Source organism: Sphingomonas daechungensis (assembly GCF_014489495.1).
Taxonomy (GTDB): Bacteria; Pseudomonadota; Alphaproteobacteria; order Sphingomonadales; family Sphingomonadaceae; genus Sphingomicrobium; species Sphingomicrobium daechungense.
On sequence record NZ_CP060780.1, the window covers coordinates 71,185 to 91,893 of the forward strand.

Consider the following 20,709-nt stretch of genomic DNA (forward strand, 5'->3'; position numbering starts at 1 on the left):
GCTCTAACGCTCCTTCTTCTTGTACATCGCGAGCATTCTCGCGGTGACTGCGAAGCCACCGAAGATGTTCACGCTGGCGAGCGCAACCGCGACTAGGCCCAACCACTTCGATGAAGCGCTGCCCGCGGCCGCGGCTGCGATCAGAGCACCGACGATGATCACTGAGGAAATCGCGTTCGTGACGCTCATCAGCGGCGTGTGGAGCGCGGGGGTGACCGACCAGACCACATAATAGCCGACAAAACAGGCCAGCACGAAAATCGACAGGATCGAGATAAAGTCCATCAGCGCCTCGGCTCGAATGTTCCCAATGTTCGCACTAACGCACGTGGTTTGGCCACAGCGCCAGTGTTCATCGCCGAGCGCACAATGCACAATTCAGGGCTGTAGGACAGTCACAAAGCGAGCGAGATTTTCCGCTGTTAACCGCGTTACGGTTTCCGATTTGATAACCTTTATGCGGCAAACCGGCAGCACCAAGGCTGAAGGAAAAGTGCTCGGTGCGCTTGCGAAGGTCTCAGAAGGGAGAAGGATCCCACTGGAAACTGCTGTTGTGGACAGCGGTGGCCTCGCTCGTGTTCGGCCTGATCAGCTTCGGCGAACCGGTCGAGCATATCCTCCGGGTCGCCCGCAATCGCCTTCACACACATGACGCCAGCGGAGATATCGTGCTCGTCGCCATCGACGAGCGCTCCATCCGGAAGGTCGGCCGTTGGCCCTGGCCGCGGAGCCAGCATGCAAACCTCACCAACCGACTGGCCGAAGCGGGCGCAAAACGAATTTTCTTTGACATTCAGTTCAATGGGCAAAGCAATCCCGCGGACGACGTGCAGTTCACCAAGGCACTTGCGAAGGCCGGCAACGTCACCATTCCGGTAAGTGCAAAGTCGAATGTGGGCTATGCCGACAAGGAGTTCCTGACGCCAACGATCGCCAGCAAGCATGCGGACCTTGGGCTGATCGGCGTTGAATATGATTATCAGAATACCGTCTGGAGCCTGGACTACGCGAGGACAATCGCGGGCCGTGACATCGAAACTTACGCAGCCAAGCTGGCGAATGCCAAGGGACCGGTCGGGAAGACTTTCACCCCGGATTATTCGATCGACCCGAAAAGCATTCCGCTGATTTCCGCCGCGGATCTCCTGGCGGGGCGTACGAAGCCCGAGGCGATCAAGGGCAAGGATGTCGTCATTGGAACAACGGCCGAGGGCATCGACCAGTATTACATCCCTGGCGCCGCGAAGATGGGTGGCGCCTATGTCCAGATCATTGGCGCCGAGACGCTGAAATCCGGCAATCCCGTTTCCTACGGGTGGATCCCTGCCCTGCTTCTGGCCCTGGCAGCTGCCTGGGCCGCAGCCACCCGCCGGTCAGCAATTCAATCGAACCTGATCCTTGTGGCGGCGACTTCGGCATTCCTCTCGGTACCTGCCGTTCTCGAGACTTACCTCATTACGGTCGAGATAACGCCCGGACTGTTCTCCCTGATGATCGTCGCCACGGCCTTGACTTGGCAGCGTTGGCGCCAGCGCGGTCTGGTCAACACGGTCTCCGGTCTTCCGAATCTGAGCGCCCTGCGCGCGAACAAAGCCGGCCGCGAGCAAGCCCTGATTGCAGCGAGGGTCCTGAACTACGCCGAAATCTCTGCGGCGTTGCCGCCAGAACAGGAGCGACTGCTCGTCGATCAGATCGTTTCGCGGCTACGCGTCGGCTCACCGCAGCGCACGCTCTACGAGGGTGATGGCGGCATCTTCGCCTGGTTCGAAGATTCGCAGGCGCCGTTCGCAAATCACATTGAGGCGCTTCACACACTTTTCCGCAATCCGGCGCGGGTCGATGGTATGTCCATCGACCTTGCGGTCAGCTTCGGGATCGAGCTCGGAAGCGGACGTTCGCTGACCAATCGCCTGGCGAGCGCGCTCGTCGCTGCCGACGAAGCCGCGCACGATGGCCTCAAGTGGAAGTACCACGATCCCGAGACGCTCGAGGACGCGTCCTGGAAGCTGTCCATGCTCAGCCAGCTCGACGACGCCGTCGACAAGGGCGAGGTTTGGGTCGCCTACCAACCGAAGTTCGACCTGCGCACGCGCAAGGTCGTTGGAGCGGAAGCGCTGGCGCGCTGGACGCACCCCGAAAAGGGTCCGATCTCAGCCACCGAATTCGTGTCCGCGGCCGAACAGCACGACCGCATCGGCAAGCTTACCGACTTCATCCTGGAGCAATCGATTTCCGCCGCCGCGAACGTGAACCGAAAGCATCCTGGCTTCGGCATCGCCGTCAATCTTTCCGCGCGCCTGCTGAGTGACAAAGGACTTGTTCTTCGACTTGGGGCCATGCTTGCACGGCACAAGCTGCCGGCCGAGTTGCTGACGCTGGAGCTGACAGAGACCGCCGAGCTTGGAAGCAGCGGTCCGGCGCTCGACATGCTGGCCTCGCTGCGTGACCTCGGCATCACCATTGCAATCGACGACTACGGCACCGGGCTGTCGACGCTCGAATACTTGAAGAAGATCCCTGCAAGCGAGATCAAGATCGATCAAAGCTTCGTGAAGTCGATGCTCGATAACCGCAGTGACCTCGTGATGGTTCAGTCGACCATCGCCCTTGCCCACTCACTCGGTCGCAAGGTGGTCGCGGAAGGCGTGGAGCATCAGACGGTACTCGACGCACTGGTCGACATGGGCTGCGATGTTGCCCAGGGATATATCATCGGCAGGCCGATGAGCATGGACAGCCTCGTCAAGAGACTGTCGAACGACCGCCGCTCCAGCGTAGCCTGAACCACTCCAGATTCGAATAGTTTGCAGGGTGCCAAGTTGCGCCCAAGTAACGCGTGCGCGTTAATAAAGGTTAACGAGTTGCTAACCATTTCTATTAAGGTTAATGTCCTCCTCATCTGCCGAATCAAAGTTCGAAGCACAGGGGTAGGATATGAAGAAGGCAACTCAGACCAAGGTCGGTTTCTGGACCTGGCTCCTTGGTGGCGGCACCGGCAACACGGGCGCCCAGGGCTAACAGTTAACGGTCGCCTCTGGCGGCCGTTTTCTTTTGTGAATTCAAGAGCATGCTAAGCGCCTGCATGATTGCGGGTGCTTTCGTGCGTCTGGTTCCCGTACCGCTTTGGATCTCGGGTAAGGGTTCTCGGCGCATGCCGATTCCGAGGTGTTTGGGGGCTGTGAGCCGGGGCGCGAATCGGCCGTAAGCCTTAACCATTCCGAGTCGCTGGAATCCGGTAGATTGCCGGATTAGACGCGCTTCATGCTTCGACAGTCACTTGGCGCACTCCATGTCATCGCTCCTCTCCCGGGCCTTCACGACATCAGCAAGGACGTGGAATCCTGGGTTCGCGAGCAGTCGATTGGCGATGGATTGCTGACCCTCTTCTGCCGTCACACGTCTGCTTCGCTGCTGATCCAGGAAAATGCCGCGCCTGCCGCCAGACGCGATCTAGAAGCCTATTTCGCGCGCATCGCTCCCGAAGATCACTCGCTATACACGCACAATGACGAGGGCTCCGACGACATGCCCGCGCATTTGCGCGCAGCTTTGACCTCAACCCAGCTGTCGATCCCGGTCCGTGGCCGCCGAACGGCGCTCGGCACCTGGCAGGGCATCTATCTGTTCGAGCATCGCCGCGAGCCCTCCCGCCGCGAGATCGCGCTTCACCTGGTGGGCGAATGAGCCTGGAGTCCGTCCGCGCCTGGCTCGCGCAACATGCGCCCGAGCTTCCGCTGATCGGGGTCGAGGAGAGCACGGCGACGGTGGACACGGCGGCCAAGGCACTGGGCGTCGAACCCGGCCGGATTGCGAAGACGCTTGCGGTCCGGGCTGGCGAGCAGACGTTCCTTCTGGTCGCGAGGGGAATGCGCGCCTCGACAATGCGAAGTCCAAGGCCGAGTTCGGCGCCCGCCCGCGGATGCTCGGCGTCGAGGAAACGTTCGCGCTGACCGGGCATCCAGTCGGCGGGGTGTGTCCGTTCGGCCTTGCGACGGATCTGCCGGTCTATCTCGATCTGTCGCTGAAGGCGTTCGACGTGGTGTATCCGGCCGGAGGCTCGCTCAACACGTCGGTGCGGGTGGAGACGGAGCGGCTTTTCGAGCTGGTCGGCGACAGGTGGGTCGACCTGACCCGCCTATCCGAGGAAACGGACGGGACTTAGCTCATCGGGCGTGACAGCTCCGATTGGCCATGGCGTCCCCGCAATCAGAGATTCCGCGACTTTGGCCATTATCGGCGATGTCTGGAGACCGTAACCGCCCTGCCCGGCCAGCCAGAAGAAGCCCTCGGAACGAGGGTCGAAGCCGGCAACGAGGTGGCGGTCGGGCGCGAAGGTCCTCAGCCCCGCCCAACGGCTGTGAATGCGGCCAACCTGCATCGTGGTCCGCTCCTCGACCCGGTGTGCCGCGAGGGCAACCTCGTATTCGTCGGGCTGAGCGTCGCAGGGCTCCGTTGGCACTTCGTCCATGGGGGAGGCGAACAGGCGGCCGGATTCGGGCGCAAAGTACAAGGCGTCCCCAACGGTCTTGGCAAAGGGCCAGCCCGCAGTGTCGACGCCCGCCGGGCCGTCGAAGGTGATGATGGTCCGGCGCAGTGGAGCCAGGCCGATCGGGTCGAGCCCTGCCGCCATGGCGAGTGTATCCGCCCAGGCGCCCGCCGCGTTGACGATCAGTGGCGCGGCAAAGGCATCGCCGCGCGCGGTCATAAGGGTCCAGTGCCCGCCATCGCGACGAAGATTCGCCGCCGGGGCGCCGAGGACCAGCTCGCCGCCATTGGCCCGAAGCGCATGGACGTGCCCTGCAGCAGGGCGTGGGTGTCGAGCCGGATCCCGTCGTGGTCAACGAGAGCTGCAACAGCACCGCCTTCACCCGTGCGGATCGCGGGCAGAGTTCGCCGATCCCGGTCTCGCCGACGCGTTCAAGAGCGGCGAACGGCGCAATCGCCTCGGTCAGGGCGTCGAGTTCACCCAGTTCATCTTCTCGTGCGTGGACGAGCACAGGCATTCGGTGGCCGAGCGGAGCGTCGGTGAAGCCGGGCTGCGGATCTTCGAAGAAGGTCCGGCTTGAGAGCGTCAGCGCACGAACGTGCGGATCGCCGAGTGCGTAGTGCAGCATCGTCGCGCTGCGCCCGGAAGAGTGGTAGCCGACCGCCTCCTCCGCTTCGAGAACGGTGACTTTGGCGTTTCGGGATAAAGCGGCCGCGGCCGAGAGCCCGGCAACGCCACCGCCGATGACGATGATGTCGCTCGATCTCAACTGACGCTCGTGAGCCTCTCGTTCACGACCCTGCCACCCTGTGTCAGGCGGATGGCTTTGACGATCTCGTCATCATCCGGAAGCACGAGCTTGCCCTGGTCCTTGTCCCAGAAGGCCGAGAGGAAGTTGAAAAGGTTGCGCGCGAACAGGGCCGACGAATCCGCCGCAAGGCTCCGCGCCAAGTTCGAAGCGCCGATGATCGTGACCCCATGCTTCACGACATTCTCACCCGGGACACAGCCTTCGACGTTGCCTCCGGCATCGGCGGCGAGATCGACCACGACGCTGCCCGCCCGCATGGTGGCAAGCTGAGCGTCGCTGATCAGCCGCGGCGCGGGACGACCGGGGATGAGGGCCGTTGTGATGACGATGTCCTGCTTAGCGATATGGCTTGAGACCAGCTCCGCCTGCGCCTTCTGATAGTCCTCGGACATTTCCGTGGCGTAGCCGCCGCTACCCTCGCCTTCGATACCGGCAACATTCTCAACGAAGATCGGCTTCGCGCCGAGCGACTGGATCTGCTCCCTGGTTGCGGAACGCACGTCGGTCGCGCTGACCTGGGCGCCGAGGCGGCGCGCGGTCGCGATCGCCTGAAGACCGGCCACACCGACGCCCATGACGAAGACGCGGGCGGCGCTAATCGTGCCTGCCGCCGTCATCATCATCGGAAAGGCACGGCCGTACGCCGAAGCGGCATCGACGACCGCCTTGTAACCGGCGAGGTTCGATTGAGACGAGAGGATGTCCATCGATTGGGCGCGGGTGATGCGCGGCATCCATTCCATCGCCAGTGCATCGAGGCCCGCAGACCCATAAGCATCCACGGCTTTGCGGCGGCGCAGGGGGTCGAGCGCTCCGATCAGCAAGGCGCCGGCCTTGGCCCCCTTGAGCGATGCCGCGTCCGGGCCGTTAATGCAGAGGATCGCATCGGCGCCGTCGAGGACCTTGGCACAAGTGGCGACTGTTGCACCGGCCTGCTCAAAATCCGCGTCCGAGATTGAAGCGGCTTCGCCCGCCCCCGCTTCCACAGCAAGCTGCGCGCCGAGGGCCGTCAGCTTCTTGACAGTTTCCGGCGACGCGGCGACGCGGGTTTCCCCGGGAGCGGTTTCCCGAACGACGGCGATCTTCATCCTCGCCAGCGCCCTTAGGTGATGATCTGGATGACGAGGAACGCGATAATCAGGCAAATGATCGCGCCCCACTTAAAGAGCCGGATGAATCCCTCATAGTCGCGAACGTGATGCGCCATTTCCTGGGTCGGCGGATTATCCAGAAGCGGCTCGTCGTGGGCCATGTCTCTCCCCTTTTGATGAGAATGCGTTGAGCCGTTCCATAACAAGGGCATTCGCTGGCCCCAACCCCGAAGTCTTAAGTCGGCATTTACTCCTTTCGACGTAGGGTTGCCCTTGGAAGATCATGCGCGAACAAGAAACGAAATCCCTGCTGGTTGTGGAGGCCGATCCGGCCGAGCGCCGCCTCGTGTCCGCCGTAGCCACACGCGCGGGTTGGATCACCGTTGGCGCCGACTGCACCGAAATGGCGGTCAGCCTGCTTCAAGGGCCTCATGGCCGTGAGGTGCAGGCTGCGCTGATCGCAAACTGGGACGAAGAGAGCGGTGCGGCGAGCATTGCTGCCCTTCGCGAACGCCGTTCCAACCTGCCGGTCATCGTCGTCGCCAAGAGCGATTCCGTGGCCGAGGCCGTCGCCGCAATGCGTGCCGGAGCGACCGATTTCCTATCGCGCCCCGTGGCTCCCGAGCGGCTGGTCGAAGCGCTCGCAGCCAATGGAGACCGCCGTAAGCCTGCAGGCGAGCTGATTCCGGTTTCTGAAAAGCTGTCCCCGGAGCTGTCGCTCGAACAGTTGATTGGTGCGGCTCCCGAATATCGCGCCGCACTCGCCGTTGCCGCGAAAGCAGCGCGCAATCGGCTGCCGATTCTCATCGTCGGTGAACCCGGAACGGGCAAGGAAACTGTCGCTCGCGCGATCCATGCTGCAAGCCTCCGCTCGCGCGGGCCGTTCGTCATCGTCGATTGCAAGGCTGTGCCGGCAAATGTGGTCGACAGCGAATTGTTCGGTCACGTCAAAGGTGCGTTTCCCGGTGCGTTTTCAGAGAAGTCGGGCCGGATGCTGGAAGCGGACATGGGCACGCTGGTACTCGACGAGATTGCCGCGCTCCCCCATTCGACGCAGGAGACGCTCGATCGCGTCCTCGCGACCGGCGAAGTCCGCCCGGTGGGCTGCAACGGAAGTTCGTCGATCGACATCCGCCTAATTGCGACATCGAGCGCGCCGCTACCCGAAAGCTTCAATCAGATGCTTGGCGAGCGGGTCTGCACGACTGTCGTCAATCTGCCGCCCCTGCGGGAACGCAGCGGCGACATCCCCATGCTCGCGCGGCACCTGCTCCAGCGTTTCGCCGAGCAGGAACTGTTGCCGCCGCTGTCGATCGGCAACGACGCCTTGGCAGTGTTGATGCGCTACGGCTGGCCGGGCAACGTCCGCCAGCTTGCCAGCGTGCTGTTCCGCGCTGGGCTGCAGTGCGATCGCGGCGGACTGACGGCCGAAGATTTCCCGCACATTGCCTCGCAGTCGCGGTTCACCAATCGCAAGAGCGACTTCGCGACCAACATCAGTGCGCAATCTAGCGAAGCGGCCATGAGCGCCGGCAATGGCGTGACCCTTTTCACCAGCGAGGGGCACCTTCGGACTCTCGAAGAGATCGAAGCCGACATCATTCGCCTGGCCATCGGCCATTATCGCGGGCGGATGACCGAAGTCGCTCGCCGCCTCGGCATTGGCCGCTCCACGCTCTATCGCAAGCTCAGCGACATCGGCATCGACACCGCCGCCTGATGCTCTAGCCTCGCCGCGTGCGAGCTTTCTTTCTCTTTCTGCTGATCACGGCGTGCTCCAAGCCGGACGCTTCTACGCCTGAGGAGCAGTCAGCCTGTCATTCAAAAGTGTTCGAAGAAAGCCGCTTTACGGTGTGCGACCCTGCTGGCGGTACCATCGAGCTGGTCGCAGCCGGGCCTTCGGAGCAGCCGGTGCGCCGTCTTGCCGAGTTGGAAGCCAGCCTTGGACCGCGTGCTCGCGGCGTTGCGTTCGCGATGAATGCCGGGATGTACGACGAAGGCGGTCGCCCGATCGGATTGGCCATTGCCGATGGTGTGCAGAAGCATCCGATCAACCGGCGCAAGGGCGGAGGCAATTTTCACCTGATGCCCAACGGCGTCTTCCAGGTCTTCAACGACGGACGCTCCGCAGTCGTTGCGAGTGATCAATGGACGCCCTCACCCGCCATCCGGCTCGCGACGCAATCTGGACCGATGCTGGTTATCCACGGCAAGCTGCACCCGGCTTTCGATGCTGACGGCACGTCCCGCTATGTCCGCAACGCTGTCGGCGTCGGTGCGGACGGACGAGCGATTTTCGTCATCAGCGACGGGCCGGTATCGTTTGGCAAGCTCGCTCGCTTCTTCCGTGACGATCTGAAAACCCGAATGCGCTCTTCCTGGACGGTGCGGTCAGCGCGCTGTGGGATCCGGCCGTCGGGCGAAGGGACCTGACCAAGCCGCTCGGTCCCATGATCGTTGTCTACAAGGCCACGTAGCGCTGCTTAGGCCATCCGCGGGGTGAGCGCCTGGTCGCGCAAGCCGCGCCAGACCCGCAGTGCCTGAATCGTCTCCGGAATGTCATGGACCCGGAGAATTTGAGCGCCCTGCTCCACCGCCTTCAGTGCGAACGCAAGACTCCCGCCGAGGCGTTCGTCAGCCGGCGCTTCGTTCGACAGGGCGCCAATCGTCCGCTTGCGGCTGGCGCCAACGACCAGCGCGCAGCCGAGCGAATGGAACAACGCGAGGCCGTTCATAAGCTCTAGGTTGTGAGCGACGGTTTTGCCGAAGCCAAAACCGGGGTCGATCAGGATGCGAGATTTCTCGATGCCGGCAGCTTCGGCCGCTGCGATGCGCTCTTCGAGCCACAGGTAAACTTCCACGAGGACGTCATCGTAGCGCGGGTCCTGTTGCATCGTTTCCGGCGGACCCAGATGGTGCATCAGGATGACGGGGGCGCCCGCGGCGCTGACCACCTCCGCGGAGCGCGGATCGAAGGTCAATGCGGAGACGTCATTCACAAGCCGTGCGCCGGCCTGCAGCGCCGCGGTCATGACCTCACTCTTGCGGGTGTCGACGGACACAGCTGAACCGCCCGCGGAAAGGCGCTCTATGACCGGACGAACGCGTTCGATCTCGTCCTGCGCCCAGACGGATTGCGCGCCGGGACGCGTAGATTCGCCGCCCACGTCGAGGATTGCAGCACCTTCGCTGGCCATTCGAACGCCGGCTTCGACTGCCGTCATCGGATCGCCGAAGCGACCGCCGTCGGAAAAGCTGTCAGGAGTGACGTTGAGGATCGCCATGACCTGCGGCTGGTCGAGCCGAACGATGCGCTCGCCCAGCTGCAGCGCGGCGCGGCTGCCGGTCAAGACGTGCCACTGCGGCGCGAGGCTGTCGTCGAGCCGAGATTCCAGCGCTTCCACCGAGAGAAGTTCGGTCGAGGCGCGGCGATTGCCGTCAATGTGAAGTAGTTCCACCGAGGCGAAGAAGGTCATGCCGCCCGCGAGGCGCGCGACCTTTCCGTCGTAGCCGAAGGGAGCGTCGACGAAACCGGTCGGGCGAATGAGGGTGCGGGTTGCCATGTCGCGGTAGTGTCCCGCGCGGTGACCTTGTTCAAGCCCCCGCCCGCGCGACGGCGTCAGAAGCTGCGATAAGCCTCATTGCCGACGAACCCGAGGCGCCTCACGTCCGCCCTCTTTGCCGCGACGAAGACATCGTTGACGACCTCGTAGCGCGCTGTCGGGTCAGGCTGGACGTGCAGCTCAGGCTGCGGATCGATGCTCGTCATACGGATGAGATTGTACTTCAGTCCATCCAGAGTGACGGGCGTTCCATTCCAGACGATCTGCCCGTCCTGGGTGATAACGACCTTGTTCTTGAGATTGTCGATCGTCCCGCAAGTCGAGCAATCCCTTGGAAGATCGAGTTTCACCGCATGGGTCTGGAGTGGAATGGTGATGATGAACATCACGAGCAGGACGAGCATGACGTCGATCAGCGGAGTCATGTTGATCTCGCCCATCGGGGCGGAGCTGGACGCAGCGGAAATGGCCATGCACACCTCCTCTTTGGATGTTACAACATCTCATACCAGATATCGGGCGTCAAGACAGCGGTCGGAAATCGCCAACGAGAAAGGGCGGCCCCGAAGGACCGCCCTTAAGAGGAATACGGATATTCCCGCTTAGAAGTTCATGTAGGCTTCGTTGCCGACGAACCCCATCTTCTCGACGTGGGCGCGCTTGGTGATCGCGAGCACTTCGTCGACGAGCTCGTAGCGGGCATCCGGTTCCGGCTGCAGGTGCAGTTCCGGGATCGGCTGGATCTGCTGCGAAAGCTCCAGGTACTGGCGCAGCTGCTGCTGGTTGACCGGGCCGCCGTTCCAGAGAATTTCACCACCTGCCGTGATGACGACCTTGTTCTTGACGGGGTCGATCGGCGGCGGCGGGGTGTTCGTCTGATCGACGGGAAGGTCGAGCTTCACCGCGTGCGTCTGGATCGGGATCGTGATGATGAACATGATGAGAAGCACGAGCATGACGTCGATCAACGGCGTCATGTTGATGTCCATCATGGGCTCGCCACTGGTGTTGTCACTGGTGGTTTGCATCGCCATGGCGATAAGCTCCTAAATTACAGGCGCGTCGTGACCTGGCCGCCGGCGGCTCCGAAATGAAGCCGACGCGAGCGAAGCCTGCACGCTGCATCGTGAACACCGCGCCGCCAATGCAGCGGTAGGGCGTGTTGATGTCACCGCGGATATGCGCTTCCGGCATGTTCTCCTCGGTGATGTTGTCGACGCCGCCGACAGCGGTGATCGTGTCCTCAAGCTTCTTGACCGCGCGGTCCAGCAGCTCCTTTGAATCGACCTTGGTCAGGTTCCAGTAAACCTCGCACTCGCCACCGGGCCGGCCTTGACCGAGAGGTTGACGTTCTCCGGCTTCGTCGTGGTCGCTTCGTAGCGGACCTTCGGAAGCGAGACCGGAACCGTCTGCAACACGACCGGAACCGCGATCAGGAAGATGATCAGAAGCACGAGCATGACGTCGACGAGCGGAGTCACGTTGATGTCCGACATGGGGACGTCTTCGTCGCCGTCCTGTGAAACACCCATTGCCATACGGTTTTGGCCTTCTTCAGTTCAATGTCGTCACGGATTCCGTGCCGGGGACGGATCGCCCGACACGGATTTCCGCAAACGGGTTACGCGTTCGTGGTCGGACGCGTCGGCTCCTGCGTGCGAGCAGCCGGAGCGGCAGCGCGAGCAGCGTCGGCCTTCGGAGCCGGACCGCCGATGCGCGGCTTCACGCGACCTTCGGACATCAGGTAGCCGTGGAGGTCGTTCGTGAAGGCCGCGAGGTCCTCCATGATCGACTTGTTGCGGCGAACGAGCCAGTTGTAGGCAAGCACGGCCGGAACGGCGACGACGAGGCCGAGAGCGGTCATGATGAGCGCTTCACCGACCGGGCCGGCGACGACGTCGATCGATGCCTGACCCGACGCACCGATCTTAATCAGCGCGCGGTAGATGCCGATAACGGTACCGAACAGACCGATGAACGGAGCGGTCGAACCGACGGTCGCGAGGAAGGCCAGGCCTTCGCCGAGACGGGCGCCGATCGCACCCTGGCTGCGGGCGAGGCTGTTGCCCATCCAGTCGTGGCGGTCGATGGGGTCGGTCAGCTTGTCGTGCTGCTCCTGGGCGACCAGCGCATCGTCGACGATTGCGCGATAGGCGCTGCGCGACTCCAGCTTCTGGGAAGCCTCACGAAGGTTCGGCGAGTTCCAGAAGGACGCGCGGACCTTGCGGCCCTGGGCGATGATCTTCTGCTGCTGCATCAGCTTGGTGAACAGGATGTAGAATGAGAAGATCGACATACCGACCAGGATGATGAACACCGACCATGCGATGATACCACCCTGCTCAAGGGCCTGGAAAAGGCCGTAGGGGTTTTCGCCCGCGGCTGCTGCCGGGGCCGCAGCGGCTGCCGCGGTAAGTGCGAGAATTGACATATCCGTCTACTTTCCTCTCGAAAAATTCAGTTCAGTTCGACGTTGCTGGGCTTAGCCCTCGAGACGCCAGGTAATTGTCTGCGGGAAATTATCGGTGGTCGCCTGACCGTTGCTGAGCTTTGCAGGCGTGAACCGTGCGCGGCTCTTCAGAATGCGACATGTCGCGCTGTCGAGCGAACGTGAGCCGCTGGACTTCGTAACGCTGCAGTTCGTCACACGTCCATCCGTCCCGATCGCCAAGTTCACTCGAACAGAACCCTGCTCGTCGTTACGCTGCGCGTCGGCCGGATAGTCGTCACCGCTGATCAAGCCCTGAAGGTTGCCCTTCACGCTCGACGCCTTGGTCACCACGGCTGGAGCCGGCGGCGCCGGAGGCGCCGGAGGCGCGGTCGGCGTGATCACCGGCGGCGGGGCCTGTTGAACCGTCTGCACGATCGGCGGCGGAGCAACGTTGGTGCGAACCAGCGGCGGCGGCGCAACGACCTGCGGCGGCGTTTCCGGCTGATCCGGCGGCGGGGCGGCGGCTCCTCGGGGGCGGCGGCTCCTCCTCGACGTCGAAGGTCTTCAGATCCTCGGCGGCTTTCTTGATGACGTTGTAGGCAAGGCCCGTAACGATCGCATAGCCGAGCGCTGCGTGAAGCAAAGCGACAATCACGATCGCGACCGTACGGTTGCCACTAAGCTCTTTGTGTTGGGCGTATGACATTAACGCGCAATTCTCCTCGACACCGCAATCCACTGGTTCAGGCCACGCGTCACCCTGCGCAGGGCCTGAGGAAGGGAGCTACTCATGTACTATGGTTACATCAGCAGCAAGCGCGCCTCCTTATATTCGCTCCAAGTGCCGCGCAATCGATTTTGTTCCAGCCAAGTTACATTGTGGCGACATCGGGTACGCAGCCCTTGAAAGAAGCTAATTCAACGCCGACCGCTTTGGCATCGGGGTAAATATCAGGTTTTGCGGTGAGCACGCGCAACGCACGGACGCCGCGAAGGCCCGCGATTCGGTCATAAATGGCGTGAGCGAGCGATTCCTGGAGGTTGTACCGTCTCGCCTTCGCGAGCGTTTCGACCTGTTCGCGGATGAAATCATAATCCCACGCGAACGCTGGATCATCGCAGTCGGCGGGCGGAATATGGTCGAGCCAGATTTCCACCGTAACGGACAATCGTTGCGGAACACCGATTTCGAATTCGTGGAATCCAATGTCCGCCATCACGTCCAGCGAATCGAGGAATATTCGCGCGCTTCGCGGCCGCAGGTTTTCCGGGACCATTCCCGTCAGTATCGGGAGAGCGTCGCTCATTCATCCTCCAGGAATTGCACGTCACGTTGCGGCGGCGAGAAGCGCTGACCGCCGTCGATCACTATAATCTCTCCGGTCACGGAACGCGCCGACACCAGATATCGAATAGTCGAGACAACGTCTTCCGGCTCGACGCCCCGGCCGAGCGGGTTGCGGTCATGCATGCGCGCGAAATTTTGCTCGCTCTGGCCTGGCGAGCGAAGCATCAAGGCGGGCGCGATTCCGTTGACGCGGATTCCCTGCGGCGCAAGCGCCCTCGCGGCCAGATCGGTAAATCCTGCAAGCGCCTGCTTCGACAATGTGTAGCTGAGAAAATCCGGGTTGGGCGCGACCAGCTTGGAGTCGAGCACGTTGATGATCAAGCCGTCCATTCCCGAGCTATGCCGCCGCGCAAACTCTTCGGTGAGCAGGATCGGAGCACGGAGATTGACCGCCATGTGCGCATCGAGTTCGGCCTGTGAGAACGCGCCAAGACTATCGGGCGCAAAACGTGACGCATTATTTACGAGCAAGGCGACCGGAGGGAGTCTTTCGGCGATCGCGAATATTTCCTCGGCGCACGAAGCATCCTGGAGTTCGGCGACGACCTTCGTCGAGCCTGCCGGAGCATCGTCATCCACATGGTGGACGTGCGCGATTACGGACCAGCCATCCCTCAGCAGCTCGGCAGCAACTATCGCGCCAACGCGCTTGCCCGCGCCGGTAACGATCGCTGTGCGTTGAAACTCGCTCATTGGAGCCTGTTGTCATCGCGCGCGCGGGGAAGCAATGACGTCCGATGCCCGAAAGCCGTCCATCACTGGAGTTGCAAGGCGTCAGCATGTCCGATCTTCAGCGAATGATCGACGAGCGCCGTTTGCCGCCCGTAGACCAATGGGATCCGGAGCTTTGCGGTCACAGCGAGATGCGCATCGCTCGCGACGGCACCTGGTATCATCAGGGCAGCCCAATCAATCGGCCGGCCATGGTTCGGCTCTTCTCATCGGTCTTGAGGCGCGAATCGAATGGAAGTCATGTCCTTGTCACACCGGTCGAAAAGCTTGAGATCGACGTCGAAGGGACCGCTTTCAGGGCCATCGAAATGCAGAGCGACGGCACGGGAAGCGATCGGCAAATTGCCTTGAAGCTGGACAGCGGCGACGCAGTGATGCTCGGGCCGGTCCATCCTCTCACAATGGTCGATACCGTCCGCGGCCCCTCGCCCCGCGTCCTGGTCCGACATGGGCTGGAGGCCGAGCTTTCGCGGTCCATCTACTACGAGCTGGCGGGAATCGCTTTGTCCGAGGAGCATGATCCGCCGGGCGTGTGGAGCAATGGCGCATTCTTCGCTCTCGAAGTCGCCGAGGACGCGTGAACCTCGCTCACCGCCTGCGCAGGATGCTCGACGACGAGCCTGCGGGACCATTGCTGACAGGCGATCTCGTTGAGCAGGCCGGGACCGCCGATGTTCCGGCCGCCGTGCTCGTTGGCATTACCGATCGAGCTGAACCGGGACTGATCCTGACTGTGCGGCGCGAGAACATGCGTACCCACGCCGGCCAAGTGGCTTTCCCAGGGGGACGGCTCGATCCTGGCGAAGACGCCACTGCTGCGGCCCTTCGGGAGGCTTGGGAAGAGCTCGGCCTCGATCCCGCGGCAGCGGAGGTAGTGGGCGAGATCGATCCTTACCGTACGATTACTGGTTACAGGGTTTCGCCAGTGCTGGCGGTCGTCAGGCCGGACCAGGCCTTGTCGCCGCACGAGGAGGAAGTCGCCGACTGGTTCGAAGCTCCGCTTGAATTCGTTCTCGATCCGGCGAACCAGCAGCGAAAGAGCGCGCTGTTCCAAGGGCGCGAGCGCCACTACTACGAGATCCTGTGGAACGGCCGGAGAATATGGGGGGCGACCGCCGCGATGCTCGTGAATTTGTCGCGAAGGATCCAATGGAACTGAGCATCGACGCACCGAAGTGGCGCCGGCTGCGAGGCGCCGCTCGGCTGCTCGACGCTCTCGGCGCCAGCGAGGGGCAAACCCGCTATGTCGGTGGCGCGGTACGCGACCAACTGCTCGGCATCCCGGTCAACGACGTCGACCTTGCTACGAAGCTGAGGCCCGACGAGGTCATCTCGCGCCTGGAATCGGCCAAGATTCGTGCGGTCCCGACCGGAATCGAGCACGGGACGATCACCGCGATCAGCAATGGTCATGCGTTCGAGGTTACGACCTTGCGCAAGGACGTTTCCACCGACGGCCGCCGTGCGACAGTCGCCTTCACGGACGATTGGCAGGAAGATGCGGCGAGGCGAGACTTCACGATCAACGCTCTGTCAGCCGATCCGAATACCGGCCAAGTGCATGACTATTTCGGTGGCAAGGACGACCTGCTTGCGCGGCGCGTGCGTTTTATTGGCGACCCGCTCGAACGGATTGCCGAGGATCACCTGCGAATCCTGCGCTACTTTCGCTTCCACGCCCGCTTCGGCCAAGGCGAGATGGACACAGCGGCGCTTGACGCGTGCGAGACGCGCGCAAACGACCTCATGGCGTTGTCCCGCGAGCGAATTGCCGATGAGTTGCTGAAACTTCTCTCGGTTGCCGATCCGGCGCCGACGGTTGCGGTCATGCTGGATCGGTCAATCCTTCTGCCCGTCCTGCCGGAGATTCAGCCAGGCGCGATCGGTCGACTCCGTGCCCTCGTGGAGGGAGAGCGAGCCGCCGGGATCGAGGGTGATCCGCTGCGGCGGCTCGCCTCGCTCCTCCCTCGGGACGCTGCCTCCGCAGAACGGGTTGCTGCAAGGCTGAAGCTGTCGAACAAGGCGCGGAAGCGTCTTGGATTTGCGGCGGGCGGAGGCGGTGAAGAGAACGCCATGGCGCTCGCCTATTTCTCAGGGACGGAGCCCGCGGTCGACCGGCTTCTCCTGAATGGCCAGCCAGAAGCAGCAGCGGAAATCGCGGTATGGCGAGCGCCACGGCTGCCGATCAGCGGCGGCGGGCTGATCGAGCGCGGGCTGACGCCCGGTCCCGCCGTGGCAAAGGCTTTGCGAGCAATCGAGGAGCGCTGGGTTGCGAGCGGCTTTCCTAAGGACAGCGGGTTCGACACCATCGTCAATGACGCGATCCGCTCCGCACTTCCCTGATCTTGGCGTGGCGCAATTACAACACACGTGACCGAGAACGGTCGCGATGTTGAATACGGAATTAATCCGATGCATGAGCGGGATAACCGCACTTGACCAAAGAGGGGTCCTTACATGCGTAATATTCTACTTGCCGCGGTTGCTGCCGCTGCAATTGCCTCGCCGGCAGTTGCTCGCGATGGCTCCGGCTATGTGGGTGTCGAGCTCGGGCCGATGCTCGCCGAAGACACCAAGCTCGATTACGACGACGGCGTAAACAGCTTCACCGACACGGTTGCCGTCGATTACAACACCGGCTGGGACCTCGGTCTCTACGGTGGTTACGACTTCGGCATGATCCGTACGGAAGTCGATCTGTCGTACAAGCGCGCAGGTGTGAACGAGGTCGTTCTTGACGCGCCGCTCTGCTCGACGATCACGAACTGCATTCAGGACGCTGACGGACACGCCAGCGTGCTGTCCGCAATGGGCAACCTCTTGCTCGACTTCGGTGACGACAATGGTCTCGGCGGCTACGTCGGTGCCGGTGTCGGTTTCGCTAGCGTCGATCTCGATGCCACTGCAGCCGGTGGCGGATCGGTCGACGATAAGGACTCGGGCGTTGCCTGGCAGGTCCTCGCCGGCCTTAAGTTCCCGGTCAGCGCCAACATCGACGCCGGTGTGCGCTATCGGTTCATGAACACCGCACGCATGAAGTTCAGCGATGGCACGGAGTCCCTGGAAGGACGCTGGCGCTCGCACAGCCTGCTGGCGACGCTGACGTATAACTTCTATTCGCCGCCGCCGCCGCCACCCCTCCGCCGCCGCCCCGCCGCCTCCGCCGCCTCCGGCGACGCAGACGTGCCCGGACGGTTCGGTGATCTTGGCGACCGAAGCCTGCCCGGCTCCGCCGCCTCCGCCTCCGCCGCCGCCGCCGGCGCCAGAGCGCGGTTAATCACCGGCACACAAGAAAAGAGCCGGTCCGGGAACACCCGGGCCGGCTTTTTCTTTGCCTGCGCAGCGAATTGACGCAGCTTGCGGGGGAAGCGCCCCGCTGAGTCAGGCTAGCGTGCGGCTGCGACCGGGCTCACGTAAGACGAGGCAATCTGCGCTCCGGGCTTGTCCCAGCCGTAGATGTCCTTCGCGAACGTTAGGCTGCTACCGTCCGCGGATGGCTGGGCTGTGATGTATGTGATCACGATCGGCACACCCTGCGGCATCTGCACCGGGATCTCCGGATCGGTGCCCGGTGCAACGGGTTCACGACCAAGCAACCAGCGGCCGAAGCGCTGCGCGTCTTCCAGGCGGACACAGCCGTTGGAAACGTCGCGCGAGGCAAGCTTGAACTTCTCCTTCGCGGGAGTGTCGTGAAGGTAGATATCCTGCGAGTTCGGGAAGGTGAACTTCAGCAGCCCCATGAAATTGTCTTTGCCAGGCTTTTGCCTGATGCGCGGAGGAGGCGCCTTGCCTGTGGACACGGCTTTCCAGTCGACCGAATCTGCGGGAAGAACCGCGGAGTTCGCGGTCCAGTCCGCCATGACTTCGTACCCCATGTGATCGAAGTACTTCATTCCGCCCGCAAGCGTCTTCGTGGCAATCGGGCCCTTCACGAGGTGCACAGGCGCGTTCCACTGCGGATTGAAAGTCACGTAATACATCACGCTCGAAATCAGCGGAGTCGGCATGGTCGGCATCCCGACCACCACTTTCATCGAATCCACGGGGATGCCGTTCTCGTACATGAACAAGCGCTGCGAAGCGGAGTCCACCAGTATGAAGCGGCCCTTCGAAGGGATCGACCGGACTCGGTCCAGGTTCGCCACAACCCGGGGGTCCGGAGTAGAGCTGCCGGTCGCCTGCATCCGCTTCCATTCGGCATCCCGGATGCTCGAATAAATTGGATTCACCGCGGCGACGGAGCTGACATGCGCCTCAAGCGAGGGCGCGGACGACGCACCGAGCAGGATCTGATCGGGTCGGGTGCCCTGGGGCTTGAGCACGTCGTAAGCGTAGACCATGCCGGAGGTCGGACGCCGGATCGTCTGAACATATAGCACCCACGCCGACGACATCAGCTGCTCGGCCTGCGAAATTGCGGTCGGGTTTGTCGCGCCCGCCACTGCCGCGTCGATCTGATCGGCCAGCTGGGGACCACTGCCAAGACCGTCGAGCGGAGCACGCCGCAGAATCTGGGTCAGCTGCGTAGCTGCGACCGTTGGCGCGCCGTTCTTGAACCAGATCGGCTTGAGCTTGTACTGATTGTACAAGGCCGCGACCGAGCCGGCACTCGGCAGGCTAATCGCCTGCACACTCGCGGCGGGAACGGGCCCTGCTCCGCTGCAACTGCCGTTGCTGGTCCGCTTAGCGCCATGACCGATGCCATGGCGATCGTCTTCAGATGATGAATGCTCACGTTGTCCCTCTACCCAGCTCTGGCTGAACAATGCCCGTACGACCGCAGAGGTTCAACCTAGGGACGACCCGTAGGGCTTCCAAGCCCGAAATGTGTGGTCGAGAACACAGTTTTCACAAGGACTTGCGTAAGGCGGGCCTTCGCGAGGCCGGTCAAAGGCGTTTGCGGGACTTCCAATACTCAAGCGCGGCTTCGGCTTCGAGCGGCTTGGCGAAGTAGAAGCCTTGACCGCTTGCACACCCGAGTGTGGCTAGCGTGGTCGCGAGCTCCACGGTCTCGATGCCCTCCGCTGTGGTGGACATTCCAAGCGCGTCGGCAAGACTGAGGACCGCCCGGACGATCGCAACGCTGTCCGGGTCGATCATCATGCCGGTCACGAAACTGCGGTCGATCTTGAGAACATCGATCGGCAGACGCTGAAGGTAGGCGAGGCTCGAATAGCCGGTCCCAAAGTCGTCCATCGCAACCGTCGCTTCGAGCGACTTCAGGGCGTCGAACACCCTCGTTGCGCGGGCCGGATCCTGGACAATCGAACTCTCGGTGAGCTCCAGGGTGAGGCGGTCGCCCGTCAAACCGCTCGACTTCAGGGCGCTCGAAACAACGGCTGCGATATCGTCGCGAGCGACCTGAATGGCGGAAAGGTTGACGCCCACGTAGCACGGCAGCGGTTCACCGGCCTTACGGTCCCATTCTGCGAGCGTGTCGGCGGCCCTGTGCATGGCCCAGCGGCCGAGCTGCAGGATGAGACCGGACTCCTCGGCAACCGGAATGAACTCGGTCGGGCTGATTTCGCCGCGATCCTCGTGTTCCCAGCGGGCGAGCGCCTCAAAGCCGGCAACTTCGCCGGATTTCAGATCGATCAGCGGCTGATAGAAGAGCTTGAGCTGGTCCTTATCGAGCGCCCGGCGAAGCTCGGTCTCAATGGAAAAACGGCGGCGGGCTTCGCTAGCCCGCTGCGGTTCGTAGACTTGAGGCTTACCCGCCTGCTTTGCCTGCTTCACTGCGAACTGGGCATTGCGGAACAGTTCTTCCGCGTCCTGCCCGCCCGTCATCAGGGCCAAGCCGATTGCGCATTCGACCCGGATTTCGAGGTCGGAAAGCTTGAATGGCGCGGCGAGCACCTCCTGGATGCGCTCGGCCGCGGCCAAAGCGTCCGTCTTGCCGCGCCGCAGGCTGACGAGGACGCCGAACTCGTTCCCGCCGGTCCGGGCCAGTACGTCGCCACCGCGGAGTGCCGACATCAGGCGGCGCGCGAAGGTGATGAGAAGCTCGTCGCCGGCAAGACTGCCCATGCTCTCGTTGATTCGCGAGAAGCGCAGCATATCGACGATGAGCACGGCGTGCTGGATGTCGCCGGATGCGCTCTGGTCCAGCTGCTCGATCTTCTCCGTGAACGACAGTCGATTGGGAAGGCCGGTCAGGCTGTCGCGAAGCATCTCCGCGCGGAGCGTGCGTTCGGCCTGCGCTTCAACCGTGCGATCGACAAGGCTCAGGAGGCAGCGCGCCATGCCC

Annotated in this window: 21 protein-coding genes and 3 pseudogenes; 9 read left to right on the forward strand and 15 right to left on the reverse strand. The window is 62.7% G+C overall.

Features of this window, described 5'->3' with window-relative positions; translation table 11 throughout:
- Positions 1-3: 3 nt before the first annotated feature.
- Positions 4-285 carry an NAD(P) transhydrogenase subunit alpha gene (locus H9L15_RS00405; protein ID WP_187714800.1) on the reverse strand — a complete coding sequence of 94 codons (282 nt, stop codon included), beginning with the start codon at positions 283-285 and terminating at the stop codon, positions 4-6.
- Between the two features lie 278 nt (positions 286-563).
- On the opposite strand from H9L15_RS00405, the gene H9L15_RS00410 reads away from it, so the two are divergent.
- The 3 genes and pseudogenes from H9L15_RS00410 (at position 564) to H9L15_RS00420 (ending at position 4,162) form a co-directional block, all read left to right on the forward strand.
- On the forward strand, positions 564-2,783 hold the full coding sequence (locus H9L15_RS00410; protein ID WP_187714801.1) for an EAL domain-containing protein: 2,220 nt from the start codon (positions 564-566) through the stop codon (positions 2,781-2,783).
- A 478-nt stretch (positions 2,784-3,261) separates the two neighbouring features.
- The gene (locus tag H9L15_RS00415; RefSeq protein ID WP_187714802.1) at positions 3,262-3,684 is read left to right on the forward strand and encodes a secondary thiamine-phosphate synthase enzyme YjbQ; all 423 of its coding nucleotides are present in this window, start codon (positions 3,262-3,264) and stop codon (positions 3,682-3,684) included.
- Positions 3,681-4,162: pseudogene (locus tag H9L15_RS00420) on the forward strand (YbaK/EbsC family protein). The gene H9L15_RS00415 and the pseudogene H9L15_RS00420 overlap by 4 nt, the downstream one beginning before the upstream one ends.
- On the opposite strand, the gene H9L15_RS18275 reads toward H9L15_RS00420, so the two are convergent.
- The 4 genes and pseudogenes from H9L15_RS18275 to H9L15_RS00445 form a co-directional block, all read right to left on the reverse strand.
- Positions 4,136-4,762 (reverse strand): NAD(P)/FAD-dependent oxidoreductase, encoded by a 627-nt coding sequence (locus tag H9L15_RS18275; protein ID WP_187715724.1) that lies wholly within the window; start codon positions 4,760-4,762, stop codon positions 4,136-4,138. The pseudogene H9L15_RS00420 and the gene H9L15_RS18275 overlap by 27 nt on opposite strands.
- Positions 4,763-4,916: 154 nt before the next feature.
- Positions 4,917-5,255 (reverse strand): annotated as a pseudogene (locus tag H9L15_RS19965) (FAD-dependent oxidoreductase); the annotation flags it as partial.
- Positions 5,252-6,385 (reverse strand): Re/Si-specific NAD(P)(+) transhydrogenase subunit alpha, encoded by a 1,134-nt coding sequence (locus H9L15_RS00440; protein ID WP_187714803.1) that lies wholly within the window; start codon positions 6,383-6,385, stop codon positions 5,252-5,254. The gene H9L15_RS00440 and the pseudogene H9L15_RS19965, both read right to left, overlap by 4 nt.
- A gap of 14 nt (positions 6,386-6,399) precedes the next feature.
- Positions 6,400-6,549, reverse strand: coding sequence for an aa3-type cytochrome c oxidase subunit IV (locus tag H9L15_RS00445; protein ID WP_223276356.1), 150 nt, complete (start codon positions 6,547-6,549; stop codon positions 6,400-6,402).
- A 122-nt stretch (positions 6,550-6,671) separates the two neighbouring features.
- On the opposite strand from H9L15_RS00445, the gene H9L15_RS00450 reads away from it, so the two are divergent.
- Both H9L15_RS00450 and H9L15_RS00455 read left to right on the forward strand, forming a co-directional pair.
- Positions 6,672-8,108: a sigma-54-dependent transcriptional regulator gene (locus tag H9L15_RS00450; RefSeq protein WP_187714804.1), complete on the forward strand. Its 1,437-nt coding sequence runs from the start codon at positions 6,672-6,674 to the stop codon at positions 8,106-8,108.
- 17 nt (positions 8,109-8,125) lie between these two features.
- Entirely contained in the window at positions 8,126-8,821 is a 696-nt protein-coding gene (locus H9L15_RS00455) for a phosphodiester glycosidase family protein (protein WP_223276357.1), read from the forward strand.
- A gap of 50 nt (positions 8,822-8,871) precedes the next feature.
- Here the strand turns inward: H9L15_RS00455 and folP are convergent, their stop codons facing one another.
- The 8 genes and pseudogenes from folP to H9L15_RS00495 all read right to left on the reverse strand — a co-directional run bounded on the left by folP (position 8,872) and on the right by H9L15_RS00495 (position 14,423).
- A complete protein-coding gene (gene folP, locus H9L15_RS00460) occupies positions 8,872-9,951 on the reverse strand; it encodes a dihydropteroate synthase (RefSeq protein WP_187714805.1) in 1,080 nt (359 codons plus the stop codon).
- A 56-nt stretch (positions 9,952-10,007) separates the two neighbouring features.
- Positions 10,008-10,424: an ExbD/TolR family protein gene (locus H9L15_RS00465; protein ID WP_187714806.1), complete on the reverse strand. Its 417-nt coding sequence runs from the start codon at positions 10,422-10,424 to the stop codon at positions 10,008-10,010.
- A 129-nt stretch (positions 10,425-10,553) separates the two neighbouring features.
- On the reverse strand, positions 10,554-10,985 hold the full coding sequence (locus tag H9L15_RS00470; protein ID WP_395622951.1) for an ExbD/TolR family protein: 432 nt from the start codon (positions 10,983-10,985) through the stop codon (positions 10,554-10,556).
- Positions 10,963-11,489: pseudogene (locus tag H9L15_RS00475) on the reverse strand (ExbD/TolR family protein). The gene H9L15_RS00470 and the pseudogene H9L15_RS00475 overlap by 23 nt, the downstream one beginning before the upstream one ends.
- Before the next feature lie 83 nt (positions 11,490-11,572).
- Positions 11,573-12,382: a MotA/TolQ/ExbB proton channel family protein gene (locus tag H9L15_RS00480; RefSeq protein ID WP_187714807.1), complete on the reverse strand. Its 810-nt coding sequence runs from the start codon at positions 12,380-12,382 to the stop codon at positions 11,573-11,575.
- 51 nt (positions 12,383-12,433) lie between these two features.
- Positions 12,434-12,814, reverse strand: coding sequence for an energy transducer TonB (locus H9L15_RS19270; protein ID WP_317617552.1), 381 nt, complete (start codon positions 12,812-12,814; stop codon positions 12,434-12,436).
- Between the two features lie 440 nt (positions 12,815-13,254).
- Positions 13,255-13,599 carry a dihydroneopterin aldolase gene (locus tag H9L15_RS00490; RefSeq protein WP_262984997.1) on the reverse strand — a complete coding sequence of 115 codons (345 nt, stop codon included), beginning with the start codon at positions 13,597-13,599 and terminating at the stop codon, positions 13,255-13,257.
- Positions 13,600-13,685: 86 nt separating this feature from the next.
- Positions 13,686-14,423, reverse strand: coding sequence for an SDR family oxidoreductase (locus H9L15_RS00495; RefSeq protein WP_187714809.1), 738 nt, complete (start codon positions 14,421-14,423; stop codon positions 13,686-13,688).
- 86 nt (positions 14,424-14,509) lie between these two features.
- Here H9L15_RS00495 and H9L15_RS00500 point away from each other — a divergent pair, with 86 nt between their 5' ends.
- The 4 genes from H9L15_RS00500 to H9L15_RS00515 all read left to right on the forward strand — a co-directional run bounded on the left by H9L15_RS00500 (position 14,510) and on the right by H9L15_RS00515 (position 17,813).
- Positions 14,510-15,043: a DUF1285 domain-containing protein gene (locus tag H9L15_RS00500; protein WP_223276358.1), complete on the forward strand. Its 534-nt coding sequence runs from the start codon at positions 14,510-14,512 to the stop codon at positions 15,041-15,043.
- A complete protein-coding gene (locus H9L15_RS00505; protein WP_223276359.1) occupies positions 15,040-15,621 on the forward strand; it encodes a CoA pyrophosphatase in 582 nt (193 codons plus the stop codon). The genes H9L15_RS00500 and H9L15_RS00505 overlap by 4 nt, the downstream gene beginning before the upstream one ends.
- Entirely contained in the window at positions 15,612-16,805 is a 1,194-nt protein-coding gene (locus tag H9L15_RS00510) for a CCA tRNA nucleotidyltransferase (RefSeq protein ID WP_187714811.1), read from the forward strand. Before H9L15_RS00505 ends, H9L15_RS00510 begins: the two co-directional genes overlap by 10 nt.
- A gap of 114 nt (positions 16,806-16,919) precedes the next feature.
- Positions 16,920-17,813 (forward strand): outer membrane protein, encoded by an 894-nt coding sequence (locus H9L15_RS00515; protein ID WP_187714812.1) that lies wholly within the window; start codon positions 16,920-16,922, stop codon positions 17,811-17,813.
- Between the two features lie 35 nt (positions 17,814-17,848).
- On the opposite strand, the gene H9L15_RS00520 is transcribed toward H9L15_RS00515, so the two are convergent.
- Entirely contained in the window at positions 17,849-19,093 is a 1,245-nt protein-coding gene (locus tag H9L15_RS00520; RefSeq protein WP_187714813.1) for a L,D-transpeptidase family protein, read from the reverse strand.
- A gap of 256 nt (positions 19,094-19,349) precedes the next feature.
- Positions 19,350-20,705, reverse strand: a complete 1,356-nt coding sequence (locus H9L15_RS00525) for a putative bifunctional diguanylate cyclase/phosphodiesterase (RefSeq protein WP_187714814.1) — start codon at positions 20,703-20,705, stop codon at positions 19,350-19,352.
- Between the last annotated feature and the right edge of the window lie 4 nt (positions 20,706-20,709).

Bases quoted from the DNA above. Each gene is read 5' to 3' on its own strand.
- H9L15_RS00405 (WP_187714800.1), bottom strand. From the start codon at position 285: ATGGACTTTATCTCGATCCTGTCGATTTTCGTGCTGGCCTGTTTTGTC.
- H9L15_RS00415 (WP_187714802.1), top strand. From the start codon at position 3,262: ATGCTTCGACAGTCACTTGGCGCACTCCATGTCATCGCTCCTCTCCCG.
- H9L15_RS00440 (WP_187714803.1), bottom strand. From the start codon at position 6,385: ATGAAGATCGCCGTCGTTCGGGAAACCGCTCCCGGGGAAACCCGCGTC.
- H9L15_RS00445 (WP_223276356.1), bottom strand. From the start codon at position 6,549: ATGGCCCACGACGAGCCGCTTCTGGATAATCCGCCGACCCAGGAAATG.
- H9L15_RS00450 (WP_187714804.1), top strand. From the start codon at position 6,672: ATGCGCGAACAAGAAACGAAATCCCTGCTGGTTGTGGAGGCCGATCCG.
- folP (WP_187714805.1), bottom strand. From the start codon at position 9,951: ATGGCAACCCGCACCCTCATTCGCCCGACCGGTTTCGTCGACGCTCCC.
- H9L15_RS00465 (WP_187714806.1), bottom strand. From the start codon at position 10,424: ATGGCCATTTCCGCTGCGTCCAGCTCCGCCCCGATGGGCGAGATCAAC.
- H9L15_RS00470 (WP_395622951.1), bottom strand. From the start codon at position 10,985: ATGGCGATGCAAACCACCAGTGACAACACCAGTGGCGAGCCCATGATG.
- H9L15_RS00480 (WP_187714807.1), bottom strand. From the start codon at position 12,382: ATGTCAATTCTCGCACTTACCGCGGCAGCCGCTGCGGCCCCGGCAGCA.
- H9L15_RS00490 (WP_262984997.1), bottom strand. From the start codon at position 13,599: ATGGCGGACATTGGATTCCACGAATTCGAAATCGGTGTTCCGCAACGA.
- H9L15_RS00495 (WP_187714809.1), bottom strand. From the start codon at position 14,423: ATGAGCGAGTTTCAACGCACAGCGATCGTTACCGGCGCGGGCAAGCGC.
- H9L15_RS00500 (WP_223276358.1), top strand. From the start codon at position 14,510: ATGTCCGATCTTCAGCGAATGATCGACGAGCGCCGTTTGCCGCCCGTA.
- H9L15_RS00510 (WP_187714811.1), top strand. From the start codon at position 15,612: ATGGAACTGAGCATCGACGCACCGAAGTGGCGCCGGCTGCGAGGCGCC.
- H9L15_RS00515 (WP_187714812.1), top strand. From the start codon at position 16,920: ATGCGTAATATTCTACTTGCCGCGGTTGCTGCCGCTGCAATTGCCTCG.
- H9L15_RS00525 (WP_187714814.1), bottom strand. From the start codon at position 20,705: ATGGCGCGCTGCCTCCTGAGCCTTGTCGATCGCACGGTTGAAGCGCAG.